This is a genomic window from Pseudomonas nabeulensis (genome assembly GCF_004682045.1).
Taxonomy (GTDB): domain Bacteria; phylum Pseudomonadota; class Gammaproteobacteria; order Pseudomonadales; family Pseudomonadaceae; genus Aquipseudomonas; species Aquipseudomonas nabeulensis.
On sequence record NZ_QUZT01000024.1, the window covers coordinates 25029 to 37728 of the forward strand.

The 12700-nt window shown below is 59.4% G+C and carries 9 protein-coding genes; 6 read left to right on the forward strand and 3 right to left on the reverse strand.

The window, feature by feature from the left end; translation table 11 throughout:
• Positions 1-320 precede the first annotated feature (320 nt).
• Positions 321-2093: a zinc metalloprotease gene (locus DYL61_RS14460; RefSeq protein WP_135308867.1), complete on the forward strand. Its 1773-nt coding sequence runs from the start codon at positions 321-323 to the stop codon at positions 2091-2093.
• 54 nt (positions 2094-2147) lie between these two features.
• Here the strand turns inward: DYL61_RS14460 and DYL61_RS14465 are convergent, their stop codons facing one another.
• Positions 2148-3059: a LysR substrate-binding domain-containing protein gene (locus DYL61_RS14465; RefSeq protein WP_135308868.1), complete on the reverse strand. Its 912-nt coding sequence runs from the start codon at positions 3057-3059 to the stop codon at positions 2148-2150.
• A gap of 182 nt (positions 3060-3241) precedes the next feature.
• On the opposite strand from DYL61_RS14465, the gene aspA reads away from it, so the two are divergent.
• The 3 genes from aspA (at position 3242) to DYL61_RS14480 (ending at position 7561) form a co-directional block, all read left to right on the forward strand.
• A complete protein-coding gene (gene aspA / locus DYL61_RS14470; protein ID WP_135308869.1) occupies positions 3242-4666 on the forward strand; it encodes an aspartate ammonia-lyase in 1425 nt (474 codons plus the stop codon).
• A gap of 379 nt (positions 4667-5045) precedes the next feature.
• Positions 5046-6491, forward strand: coding sequence for an alanine/glycine:cation symporter family protein (locus tag DYL61_RS14475; protein WP_135308870.1), 1446 nt, complete (start codon positions 5046-5048; stop codon positions 6489-6491).
• Positions 6492-6604: 113 nt separating this feature from the next.
• Positions 6605-7561, forward strand: a complete 957-nt coding sequence (locus DYL61_RS14480; protein WP_135308902.1) for an asparaginase — start codon at positions 6605-6607, stop codon at positions 7559-7561.
• Positions 7562-7719: 158 nt separating this feature from the next.
• Here DYL61_RS14480 and DYL61_RS14485 read toward each other — a convergent pair whose 3' ends face one another.
• Together DYL61_RS14485 and pdxR are read right to left on the reverse strand one after the other, a co-directional pair.
• Positions 7720-9915: a hypothetical protein gene (locus DYL61_RS14485; protein ID WP_135308871.1), complete on the reverse strand. Its 2196-nt coding sequence runs from the start codon at positions 9913-9915 to the stop codon at positions 7720-7722.
• Positions 9916-9992: 77 nt separating this feature from the next.
• Positions 9993-11531 carry a MocR-like pyridoxine biosynthesis transcription factor PdxR gene (pdxR, locus tag DYL61_RS14490; RefSeq protein WP_135308872.1) on the reverse strand — a complete coding sequence of 513 codons (1539 nt, stop codon included), beginning with the start codon at positions 11529-11531 and terminating at the stop codon, positions 9993-9995.
• Between the two features lie 87 nt (positions 11532-11618).
• On the opposite strand from pdxR, the gene DYL61_RS14495 reads away from it, so the two are divergent.
• Both DYL61_RS14495 and DYL61_RS14500 read left to right on the forward strand, forming a co-directional pair.
• The gene (locus tag DYL61_RS14495) at positions 11619-12257 is read left to right on the forward strand and encodes an FMN-binding negative transcriptional regulator (RefSeq protein WP_135308873.1); all 639 of its coding nucleotides are present in this window, start codon (positions 11619-11621) and stop codon (positions 12255-12257) included.
• Complete coding sequence (locus tag DYL61_RS14500) at positions 12254-12700, forward strand: GNAT family N-acetyltransferase (protein WP_135308874.1); 447 nt, start codon at positions 12254-12256, stop codon at positions 12698-12700. Before DYL61_RS14495 ends, DYL61_RS14500 begins: the two co-directional genes overlap by 4 nt.

The following is a 12700-nucleotide window of genomic DNA, read 5'->3' on the forward strand; positions in this document are numbered from 1 at the left end:
TGGCTTGTTGTACGAAATGTGGCCGGTTGGACCGGCCGAAGGCCGCGCAGTATACCGTAATAACGCAGATAAACAGCCCCTTGAGTGACCATCTGTCTTTTGCCTTGACCTGGTCTTTTTACTGACTTTCAAGTCAATGAATCGAGGCATGTTCGTAGGGGTTTATCTGCCCCATACATTTCATTTCACCATTGAGGAAAACTACCACTGCACTTGCCTTCTCATCGCACATAAAACCCTGCTCATCATCACTATTGTTTGGGGCTATCGCGGCGGGCGCCGTGACAAAACGACAAATGATGAAACAGGAGTTCATTTCGATGACTACACCCCATGTGGTTCGCTCTACACCTACGCCTCTCACCGTGATGAATATGAGGCAACTGCAAGCCGCGCAGACATTGAAAGTACTGCACGACAATGCACGCCAGACATTGAACGCGTTATTCGAAAATGCGCATAAACATGCCTTTCAATTCCTAAAAGATAAAATCAGCGTTGCACTACATGAAGTCAACGTCCAAGACATCTATTGTTTAGATCAGCAAGACGCCATGACGGTCACGTCTGCGCCAGAAGAAAGAAATCTGAAAGCGCTGTTTGAGGTCATCTACCTGTTTGGGCGTTTAGCCGAACATGAACTCACCGCTTCCAGTTTCTACCTGAAAAAAAACGGCCATTTGGAAAGAATTTCCGAGCCCGGCCAGAGCGCAATCCGGCGTGCGCTATTCGAACTTCAAGGTATTATTTATTACCACAACATGATCGACGCATTCTGGAACGGCCCGCACGCACATGTTCCGTACACCAATAAAGCCTACATGGCGCAACTGCTGGAAGCTCAATTACATTGCGCCAACGTACTCAGAATAACTGACGGCTCTTTCAAGCTGATAAGTGGCGCACTGATTTGCAGGCTTGCTTACCCTGGGTCACTCTCCGATGCCTACCTTTACAGGCTGTCATTTGAAAATGACTCGCGCGGAGTGCATATACCTCTTTGCGGGGCCTTTTTGATCAGCCGTTATCCAAAGGAACACATTGGAAGTGAAAACAACTGTGTGTTGTACGTTCCAGATAACGCAATGCAGCAATTCACTTCCCTTGCCGTCATGAAAGTGCACCTGGCCGCAGAGTCTCAGGCTCACGCATTGGATGGGCTAGCGGCGAGCCTCTCTCAGCAAGATCGACGACAATTGAAAAGTCTGGGCAACCAGGTGTTAAATGAAAACGATGTTCGGCTGACACCGGTCCCCTTCAGCCAGGATTTTTATGAGAAACAGGTCCAACAGCTTATCGAAAAGCAAAAGGAAGACTTCACTGACTTCTGGTCACGCACCACAACTTTGCCGCCCCCGGACTGGAAATTCCACTTTCTGAAACAAGGCATTGATGCCAGACCCTTTGTATTTTTCGGGGCTTGTTTGCAAACGCGCGCGCTTCCACTGATAAAGCGCTGGGAGGAAGACCAGGCAGCCATAGAGAAAGAAGATGAAAAAAGGGGCGAGCAACCCAGCCCATTATCCCCCATCAAACTGACCGTCTTCATGCATGAAGACCTGAAGAACGAAAACCCTGCGTCTCTGTATAACGACTATTTTTCATGGCTAAAAACAGAACTTCAAAATTTAACGAGCCGCAGCGTCAACATACACCTGATCACCGCTGACATGGTGCCGGAACTTTCCCAGTTTGCTTACCGACAAGGGTCTGGCGCTAACGCTCTGGACCGTTGGAAAGCGCGGGTCATCGAGTATTTGAAAAAGACCTCACAGCCCTACTCGGCACTGGACAAATTTTTGTTATTCACTCAGCACAACTTTGGTTTCAGCGCTTCTAATTACAAATACGGCATCGCCGAATTACGAGGCCATTTCGCCATTGCGTCTGCCACCAAATATGATACGGCCGCTCACGAAGTAGGTCATATGCTGGGTGCCATCCATGAAGACGGTGAGGTTATTTATAATGGCTGGTGGCACGAATCTCTGATGAGGCCCCTGGACGAATGGTCTTTCTTGCGTGGCAATGCCTATCGGTTCAGTGAAAAGAACAGAGAAAACATCAAGAATTACCTCAAGACGCTTCCCTGAACATCCCGACAACCTCGCCACACAGCGTGGATGCACGCCGCATCGCTCACTGGGTCAGACTGTCGGACTCGCCGCCCCACCCTCCAACTTGCGCCACAACAACCGCACATTCGCCTTGCGCACTAATGCACAGCGATACAGACGGATTTCCAGCGGTACATGCCATTGCGGACCGCCGCAGACCACCAGCTCACCGCGCGCCAACTCGGCGCGCACGCTCAGCTGCGGCACCCAGGCAATACCCAGGCCTTCGAGGGCCATGCTCTTGAGGCTGTCGGCCATGGCGGTTTCGTACACGGTGGTAAAGCGCAGCGCGCGCTGGCGCAGCAGCAAGTGCACCGAACGACCAAGAAATGCCCCGGCACTGTAGGCCAGCAACGGCACACTGCCCTCCCCCTCCAGATCGAACAACGGTTTGCCGTCGGCATCGGCGGCGCACACCGGGAGCATTTCGGTGTTGCCCAGGTGCAGGGAGGGGAAGATCTCGGCATCCATCTGCATCGCAGCGTCCGGGTCGTAGAACGCCAGCATCAGGTCGCAACCGCCTTCGCGCAGCGCGTGCACCGCATCGCCGACGTTGGTGGCTACCAGCCGAGTGGCGATGTTCAAGCCTTCATTGCGCAGTTGGGCAATCCAGCGTGGGAAAAAGCCCAGCGCCAGCGAGTGGGCCGCCGCTACTTGCATGACTTCGCCCTGCCCGCCCTCAAGATGGTGCAAATGGCGCAGCACTTCGCCGAGTTGCTCGACCACGGTGCGCGCGGTGACCAGGAACAACTGCCCCGCCGCCGTCAGCTCGACCGGTGTACGCGAGCGGTTGACCAGGGTCAGGCCCAAGGCCGCCTCCAGGCTGCGGATGCGTCGGCTGAATGCCGGCTGGGTCACGAAGCGTCGCTCCGCCGCCTGGGAAAAACTGCGCGTCGCCGCCAGGGCGCTGAAATCTTCCAGCCATTTGCTCTCTAGGTTCATCACTTCCTCCCACGGGTATGCACCATTTTGGTACACACGCCCGCCATGATAGCCGGGTCACACCTGCATTATGCCGTTTATGCATAGGCCAGTGCTGAACAGCATTGGCCCAAAAACCTGCACAAGCCTAGCATTCGCAGCGTTCCGGCCAGTTCCGGGTCCATATCGAGATGATTTCCGTCATGTCCTCCGCTGCATCTTTCCGTACCGAAAAAGACCTGCTTGGCGTACTCGAAGTACCGGCTCAAGCGTACTACGGCATCCAGACCCTGCGAGCGGTGAATAACTTCCGCCTCTCGGGCGTTCCGATTTCGCATTACCCGAAATTGGTGGTCGGTCTGGCAATGGTCAAGCAAGCGGCGGCCGACGCCAACCGCGAGCTGGGTCAGCTCAGTGAAGCCAAGCACGCTGCCATCAGCGAAGCCTGTGCCCGTCTGATCCGCGGCGATTTCCACGAAGAGTTCGTGGTGGACATGATTCAAGGTGGCGCCGGCACTTCAACCAACATGAATGCCAACGAAGTCATCGCCAACATCGCGCTGGAGGCCATGGGTCACCAGAAGGGCGAATACCAGTACCTGCACCCGAACAACGACGTGAACATGGCGCAGTCGACCAACGACGCCTACCCGACCGCGATCCGCTTGGGTCTGCTGCTGGGCCATGACGCGCTGCTGGCCAGCCTCGACAGCCTGATCCAGGCCTTCGCCGCCAAAGGCGAAGCATTCAGCCACGTGCTGAAAATGGGCCGCACCCAACTGCAAGACGCCGTGCCGATGACCCTCGGCCAGGAATTCCGCGCCTTCGCCACCACCCTGGGCGAAGACCTGGCCCGCCTGAAAACCCTGGCGCCAGAGCTGCTGACCGAAGTGAACCTGGGCGGCACCGCCATCGGCACCGGCATCAACGCCGACCCGCGTTACCAGGCCCTGGCCGTACAACGCCTGGCTACCATCAGCGGCCAGCCGGTGGTTCCAGCGGCCGACCTGATCGAAGCCACCTCCGACATGGGCGCCTTCGTGCTGTTCTCCGGCATGCTCAAGCGTACCGCCGTGAAGTTGTCGAAGATCTGCAACGACCTGCGCCTGCTGTCCAGCGGCCCACGCACCGGCATCAACGAGATCAACCTGCCAGCGCGCCAGCCAGGCAGCTCGATCATGCCTGGCAAGGTCAACCCAGTGATCCCGGAAGCCGTCAACCAGGTCGCATTCCAAGTGATCGGCAACGACCTGGCCCTGACCATGGCAGCCGAAGGCGGCCAACTGCAGTTGAACGTGATGGAACCGCTGATCGCCTTCAAGATCTTCGACTCGATCCGCCTGCTGCAACGCGCCATGGACATGCTGCGCGAGCACTGCATCGTCGGCATCACCGCCAACGAAGCACGCTGCCGCGAACTGGTGGAGCACTCCATCGGCCTGGTGACCGCGCTGAACCCGTACATCGGCTATGAAAACGCCACCCGCATCGCCCGTATCGCCCTCGAAAGCGGCCGCGGCGTGCTGGAACTGGTGCGCGAAGAAGGCTTGCTCGACGACGCCATGCTCGACGACATCCTGCGCCCCGAAAACATGATTGCCCCACGCTTGGTCCCGCTGAAGGCCTAAGCGTTTGTTGCACCGCTCACCAGGTTGAGGGACTAGACACCTCTCACCTTTTGAGGGCCTGAAGGCTCGTTCTTCAGGCCCTTTTTTTTGCCTCAAGGTTGTGAAATGAAGCCCATAAGAAAGCCAATATCGCCCTGCAAGCCCACCACCCTGCTGAAACCTTTAATCGCCCCGGGCAGACGGATCACGTTCGCCTAGGTATAGTGCCGCCCCTCTCGCGTCTGCGGCCGTCGGTAACGAGGCCCGGAAACAGCGCGAAACCGCATGAATAACAACCCGCAAAAGGATTGGGGTCGAACGGTCGCGCACTGCCTGGTGCTTAGCGATTGCGTCGAACCGTCCTGCGTTTGCCATTAGAAAAATCAGCGAGGAACACTCCATGCTCGAAGTCATCAACGACTTCCTCTCAGGGAAAGTACTGATCGTGCTCATTGTCGGGCTCGGCGGTTATTTCACGATTCGCTCGCGTTTCGTACAGCTGCGTCACTTTTTCCACATGTTCTCGGTGTTTAAAGACAGCCTCAAGAGCAGCTCCGGCCAACTCAGCTCGTTCCAGGCGCTGATGCTCAGCCTGGCCGGCCGTGTGGGCGCCGGCAACATCGCCGGTGTCGGCATTGCCGTGACCCTCGGTGGCCCGGGTGCCGTGTTCTGGATGTGGGTCACCGCACTGGTGGGCATGTCGTCGAGCTTTATCGAATGCTCCCTCGGCCAGCTGTACAAGCGCACCGACGCAGAGGGCACCTTCCGTGGCGGCCCGGCTTATTACATCCAGCACGGTTTGCAGAAGCGTTGGTTGGGCATGCTCATGGCATTCCTGCTGCTGGTGACCTTCGGCTTCGCCTTCAACGGCCTGCAAGCTCACGCCGTGACTCACTCGCTGAACAACGCCTTCGGCCTCGACACCACCTACACCGGCCTCGCGCTGGCAGTATTGCTGGGCCTGGTGTTCATCGGCGGGATCAAGCGCATCGCGTCGATTGCCGACCTGCTGGTGCCGGTCAAGACCCTGGTCTACATCGCCGTGACCCTGTACGTGATCGTGCTGCAATTCGACCACGTGCCGGCCATGCTCGCGACCATCGTCAAGAGCGCCTTCGGCCTGGACCAAGCCTTCGGTGGCCTGGTGGGCAGCGCGATCATCATGGGCGTGAAGCGCGGCGTGTTCGCCAACGAAGCCGGTTTGGGCAGTGCGCCTAACGTGGCGGCCGTGGCCTCCGTTGAACACCCGATTGCCCAGGGCGTGGTGCAGGCGTTCAGCGTGTTCCTCGACACCTTCGTGATCTGCACCTGCACCGCGTTGCTGATCCTGCTCTCCGGTTTCTACACCCCGGGCTTTGAAGGCGACGGCATTGCCCTGACCCAGAACTCCCTGGCCGCTGTCGTCGGTGACTGGGGCCGCATGTTTATCTCCGTGGCCCTGGCGTTGTTCGTGTTCACCTCGATCATGTACAACTACTACCTCGGCGAGAGCAACCTGCGCTTCCTGGTGGGCAACAACCGCAAGGTGCTGATGGGCTATCGCGCCCTGGTACTGGTGCTGATTTTCTGGGGTTCCATCGAGAACCTGAGCACCGTATTCGCCTTCGCCGACATCACCATGACCATGCTGGCGTTCGTCAACCTGTTCGCCCTGGCGTTCCTGTTCAAGATCGCCATGCGCATCCTGAACGACTACGACAACCAGCGCGCCGCAGGCATCAAGACGCCCGTGTTCGATTCCAGCCAGTTCCCTGACCTGGACCTGGACCGCAAGGCCTGGCCTGCGAACCCAGCGAAACCGGACACGGCGCCATCGGCTGAGCTGAGCGCCCAAGCACAGCGTTAAGCGTAGAAAGATGACACGCCGCACCTCCTTGGGCATGCTCGGGGCCGTGCGGCGTTTTTCGTTCAGGAGAATTTTCGATGTCCCTCTCTAGCTCTAAAGCAGCTAACAACATCATGGTGCTCTACACCGGCGGCACCATCGGCATGCAGGCCAGCGCCAATGGCTTGGCCCCCGCATCCGGTTTCGAAGTACGTATGCGCGAACAACTGGCCGAGCAGCCATTGCCCGCCTGGCAATTCCAGGAAATGGCCCCGCTGATCGACAGCGCCAACATGACCCCCGCCTATTGGCAACGCCTGCGCGTCGCTGTGATCGATGCGGTAGACCAGGGCTGCGATGGCGTGCTGATCCTGCACGGCACCGACACCCTGGCCTACAGCGCGGCCGCCATGTGCTTCCAGCTGCTGGGCCTGCCGGCGCCGGTGGTGTTTACCGGCTCGATGTTGCCCGCCGGCGTGCCGGACAGCGATGCCTGGGAAAACGTCAGCGGTGCCTTGCAGGCACTGGGCACGGGTTTGCCACCGGGCGTGCACCTGCACTTCCACGGCGCGCTGATGGCGCCGACCGCGTGCGCAAAAATCCGCAGCTTCGGCCGTAACCCGTTCGCGGCGTTGAACCGCCAGGGCGGTGTGCCGCGTGCCCAGTCCATCCCCCAGGCGCTGGATTACCGTCAGCCGAAGGCCTTGGCCAACATCGGCGTGCTGCCGCTGGTGCCGGGTATGGGTGCTGTGCAATTGGACGCACTGATCGATAGCGGCATTCAAGCCCTGATCCTAGAGTGCTTCGGCAGCGGCACCGGCCCCAGCGATAACCCTGGGTTCCTCGCCAGCCTCGAGCGTGCGCACGCCCAAGGTGTGGTGGTGGTGGCCATCACTCAGTGTCATGAAGGGGGTGTGGAGCTGGATGTCTATGAGGCCGGTAGCCGTTTGCGCGGTGCAGGCGTGCTGTCGGGTGGCGGCATGACCCGCGAGGCCGCGTTCGGCAAGTTGAACGCGTTGATGGGTGCGGGTCTGAGCCAGGTTGAGGTTCGACAACTGGTCGAAACCAACCTGTGCGGTGAGCTGGGCTGAGCCCTACATTAAGGGTGTTCCCTTCTACTTTAAAACCCGCGAGCCGCGTAGATTTGGCGGCACGTATCAGCAAACAGGCGCCAGCGATCAAAGTGCGATTTATCGCAGTGAGATCAGCCGGCAACTGGCACAGTCACTGTTTTTCCAGAGATGAGGCTTCAGATAATCGACAGGAAAAGCTGCCGGCCCGCTGGCGTAGCAATCGGCCCACGATAGACCTGGGTGCTACGCCCGGCGTCCCTTTCAGCCTGCTCATAGACACGCCCGAGCCTGCGCTGGTCCGCCCGTTTCAGGTGCGCCCGCGAAGGCTGGTCGGGCGCAGAGTGCAGCGCAGGGTAGTGAAAATGGGCATACCAGAGCGGGCGATGGCCATCGGTGAGGTCAAGCACCTCATATTCCTGCAGGTAATCCACGACGCCGTCGATGGTTTCCTCCACACGCCCATTGAGCCGGCGGATGCATGCGGCCCTTTGCTCCAGCAGGTAGTGCACATCGGCCACCGTTGGCGCTTGGCTGAGTCGAACGCTATTGATGCGCCGCTGGCGGCCTTCGATCCGTAGCTGGACGGCCCGCGCTTGTAATTGCACGGTCAGCTCATCACTTTCTGCGATGCTGCGGCGTTGAGTGAATTGCTTAAGGCGTGCCGCTGCGTCATCCAGTGCACGGGCATTGCGCACAAACTGCTCCTCGATCTCGACGGGAAGCAAGGTTGGCTGCACGGTTTGGGCGCTGTTCATCTGGGCCAACAACGCTCGTGCTGAATCGAACGCCTTGCGCGCGCGTACGCTCAACCCATCCAGTTCACGTTTGAACCTTGGGGCACCCTGGATCTCCCACACGTCATCGACGGTACGGGCGATGGGCGGGCCGCCCGCCAAGCTATGCTCGTATACATTCAAATTAATGACGGTATTGAATCGGTTATGGGACAAGACGTGAAAGTGGTTCTCGTCTTTATTGAAAATCAGCAGGTTGTTGAAGAGGTGCAGGCCACGGTTAATCCCCTCATGAATCAGGGTGCCGACCCGTAACGGATGCGCCAGCGCGCCCAACCGATGACGCTGCAATGCCGACAACGCCCCGCGGGCGCCAGCCCAACTGGCGTCCAACCGCTTGTAGTGTAACGTGGCCTGTGTGGGTTCTCCTGCCGGCCATGCCTTGGGATACACCAGCCACAGCGCCACCGTACGCATCAAGCCTGGGTCTGTGCGCCATTCGGGTTGTTCGTCCTCTGGCAGCGCTGGCAGTACGGCGGAGGTTTCCACAAACGCCGGACTGGCCTCAGGAGGCGTCGTCACCTGCTGGAAAACCTGCGCCGACCCCGGCCTGAAAACCAACCAGGGGCCTGCACCATCGTGCTGTGCGCCGACCACATAACCCGACTCATCCAGCAAACGCCTGAATCCCATCGGCTCGCCGTGCCAATGCCGATGGGTGGCGTAAGTCCGTAGCGCCGCGCGCAGGCGTTCATAGCCATCGAGGTTGACACCCGCCATACCCTGCAGACTGTATTCCAACGCTATACGACGCAGTTGCAAGGCCTTATTCCGGACATCACAGGCCTGGTGTGCGGCATCATCCTGCGGCAGCTTATCGAGTACCGGCTTCGTGCAGTATTTCTGATGCACACCCGCCGTGGCAGCCAGCAGTTTGCTGTAGGCCAAGCGCCCGGCTACTGGCGCTTCCTGCAGCCATGTCGGTAACGATGCATGCAACGGTTGCGGGTCAGGCAGGAACAAATCGCAGAAACGAGTGACCCAGGCCAGTTGCTGATCCAACTGATCAAGACGCGCAACCGCATCCAGGTCGATGGCATCGATACGCTGCAATACAGCCTCCAATGCGCACAACGCCCAGCCCTCAAACACGTCGTGCTCCAGGCGCTCGGCGTTTGCCAGCCAGTCGGCATGTGGGTTGGCGACGAATGTCTCGAGGCCATGACTCAGGGTGAAAACCAGGGTGTGGTCGACGCCCACAATCGCCAGCCCGAGACCGTTGTGCCGATGCACGCCATACGCCTCAAGCGTTGGTGTACGTTCGCCGCTGTCGGGATAAGTCAGCACTGTCTGAAGCATGCTCAGGCTGATGGGGTCGATCTTTTTGCGCAGAACCTTGCGCAGCCGTTGCGCCAGCAGTTGCGCCAATTGCCACCAGCGACTACCGGCCGCTGAGTCGGAGCCACAGAAAAAATCGATCAACTGTTCGGCGTAGTATTCGAGCACATGCTCTGGATGCTCATCGAACTGGGTTTGGGTGATGGCCAACGCCTGCAGGGTGGGGCGCAAGGCGAACAATTGGCTGATCCGCAGTTGCAGCGGATCGACAGGGGACGTTGGGGACAACGAGTCGGGCATGATCATCTACCTCAGGTAGTGTTGGGTAAACCCCCACGGTATTGATCCCCTTACTCGCCAAGACGGTAGTTAGTTACTCAAGGCCGCCACGCCCTGCACAGGCGTGACAACGCTTGCGCAATCTGTGCCTCGGGCACCGCCGCAAACCCCATTACCAGCCCGGCACGCTGATCGGGTGGTGTGGTCGATTGCGGCAACCAATAGGTGCTAAGGCCGTTGATCTCAACGCTAGCCTCAATGGCCTGGGCGAGTAACTGCTGCTCACGGGCGAGGCTGTCGACCCGCACCGTCAGGTGTAACCCAGCGGCGACGTTGGGCAGTTCACCCACACCCGGCAAGCCGCTGGGCCAACCGGCAAGCAGTGCATTGCGTCGATTCAGGGCAGCGCGGCGCATGCGGCGGATATGCCGCTGGAAGTGTCCCGCGGCCATGAACTCGGCCATCACTGCCTGAGTACTGACTTCCGAGTGACGCATGTCGACGGCACGGCGCCGGGAAAAAGCGTCCACCAGCCCCGGCGGCAACACCAGGTATCCCAGGCGCAAGGCGGGGAACGCCACTTTGCCGAAGGTGCCGACGTACAGCACACGCCCGCTGCGATCCAGCGCCGCCAAGGGCGCCAGCGGGGCACCGCTGTAGCGATACTCGCCGTCGTAGTCGTCCTCGATGATCCAGCCGCCGGTACGCTCGGCCCATGCCAGCAGCTCCAGGCGCCGCGCCAGGCTCATCACCACCCCCAACGGGTATTGGTGAGAGGGCGTGACATAGGCCACGCGGCAATCACCCAGTGTATTCAGGACTTGGCAGTCGATACCGTCGTTATCCACCGGCACACCTTGCAGCCGTCCGCCCGCCAAAGCGAACGCATGACCGGCGGCACGATAGCCAGGATTTTCCACCGCCACCCCGTCCCCTGGCTCCACCAGCAACTGTGCACAAAGGCTGATTGCCTGCTGTGCACCACTGGTGATCACTATTTGCTCAGCCGTGCACTGCATGCCTCGAGAGCTGCGCAGGTAGGCGGCAATCAAACCGCGCAAACGGCCATCACCGGCAGGGTCTCCATAACAGAGTTGCTCCAGGTCCGGTTTGCGCCAGAAAGCCCCATTCAGCTTGGCCCATATCTCGAAAGGAAATAAATCGAAGGCCGGTACACCCACGCGAAAAGCCTTCGGCGGCCCTACCGGAGGTTGCGGCAAATGGTTGGTGTGTACGCGTCCCAAGGCTGGCCTGTGGATAACTTCCGGTGGCGAATTGACCGGCAAATCCAGCCAATTTGTGGATAAAGCTGTGGATAAGCCTGTTGGTAACCCTGTGGACAGTTTTGTGGATAGTTTTTTCGGCGTGGGCAGTTGGGCCACATAGGTGCCATCACCTACCCGCCCTTCGATAAAACCTTCGGCATACAGTTGGTCGTAGGCGCGCACCACGCTGTTGCGGGAAATCGACAAAGCTGCCGCCAGGTCGCGGCTGGCAGGCAAACGTGTGCCGCTCGCCAGCCGCCCGTCCAGCACGCGCTGGCGCAGCGCTTCGTACAGTTGGCGCGTGAGCCCCTGGCGGCGGTCCAGCTCGATACCAGCAGGGTTAAAGGACAATGGCGGCGTGATCGGCGGCATATTGGACCTATGAAATTGGCCAAAGATGGCTCTTACAACGAACCATTAGCCTGCCTAGGATGCAGGCATTCGCCAAGGAAAATTTCCATGTACACACCTCGCGCCTTCGCCCTCGACGATTTGCCTGAACTGCATCAACTGATCCAGCACACGCGCCTGGCGCAACTGGTGACCTATGGTGAACACGGCTTGGTCGCCAGCCACCTGCCACTGCTGCTCAACCCTGATGAGGGACCCAACGGCACGCTCTATGGGCACCTGGCCAAGGCCAACCCACAGTGGAAAGACCTGCAAAACGGCAGCGAAGCAATGGTCATCTTTGCCGGCGCCGAGGCCTACATCAGCCCGGCGTTTTATCCGGCCAAAGCCGAGCACGGCAAAGTGGTGCCCACCTGGAACTACATCGCGGTGCACGCCTACGGCAAGGCCGAAGTGTTCAGCGATGCCGAGCGCTTGCTCAAGGTTGTCACCGCGCTGACTGATCGCCATGAAGGCTCCCGCAACCAACCCTGGAAAGTCAGCGACGCCCCGGCCGACTACATCGACGGCATGCTCAAGGCCATCGTCGGCTTCGCCTTGCCCATCGAACGCTTGATCGGCAAACGCAAACTCAGCCAGAACCGCAGCCCGGCCGACATCGCCGGTGTTCGCGAAGGCCTGGCCGCCAGCACCGACGTGCGCGACCAGACCCTCGCGCGCTTTATTCCCCAAGGAGTTCCAGAATGAGCCAGATCGATATCCGCCAGGTCACCGCCGCCGACCACGGCGCCTGGCTGCCCCTGTGGCAAGCGTACTTGACGTTCTACAACACTGAACTGCCAGACGCCGTCAGCCAAAACACCTGGCAACGCCTGATTGACGCCCACGAGCCGACCCATTCGGCGCTGGCCTGGCAGGATGGCAAGGCGGTGGGTATGGTCAACTTCATCTACCACCGTTCCAACTGGAGCATCGAAAATTCCTGCTACCTGCAAGACCTGCTGGTGGACCCGGCCCAACGCGGCACCGGTGTAGGCCGCAAGCTGATCGAGTTCGTCTACGCCACTGCCAAGGCTGATGGTTGCTGCAAAGTGCACTGGCTGACCCACGAAACCAATGCCACCGCGATCCAGTTATATGAACGCATCGCCGAACGCCCAGGTTTCATCCAATTTCGCAAAGGCCTTTAA

Excerpts from the sequence above, each read along its gene's own strand:
- DYL61_RS14460 (WP_135308867.1), top strand. The coding sequence starts at position 321 with ATGACTACACCCCATGTGGTTCGCTCTACACCTACGCCTCTCACCGTG.
- DYL61_RS14465 (WP_135308868.1), bottom strand. The coding sequence starts at position 3,059 with ATGAACCTAGAGAGCAAATGGCTGGAAGATTTCAGCGCCCTGGCGGCG.
- aspA (WP_135308869.1), top strand. The coding sequence starts at position 3,242 with ATGTCCTCCGCTGCATCTTTCCGTACCGAAAAAGACCTGCTTGGCGTA.
- DYL61_RS14475 (WP_135308870.1), top strand. The coding sequence starts at position 5,046 with ATGCTCGAAGTCATCAACGACTTCCTCTCAGGGAAAGTACTGATCGTG.
- DYL61_RS14480 (WP_135308902.1), top strand. The coding sequence starts at position 6,605 with ATGGTGCTCTACACCGGCGGCACCATCGGCATGCAGGCCAGCGCCAAT.
- DYL61_RS14485 (WP_135308871.1), bottom strand. The coding sequence starts at position 9,915 with ATGCCCGACTCGTTGTCCCCAACGTCCCCTGTCGATCCGCTGCAACTG.
- pdxR (WP_135308872.1), bottom strand. The coding sequence starts at position 11,531 with ATGCCGCCGATCACGCCGCCATTGTCCTTTAACCCTGCTGGTATCGAG.
- DYL61_RS14495 (WP_135308873.1), top strand. The coding sequence starts at position 11,619 with ATGTACACACCTCGCGCCTTCGCCCTCGACGATTTGCCTGAACTGCAT.
- DYL61_RS14500 (WP_135308874.1), top strand. The coding sequence starts at position 12,254 with ATGAGCCAGATCGATATCCGCCAGGTCACCGCCGCCGACCACGGCGCC.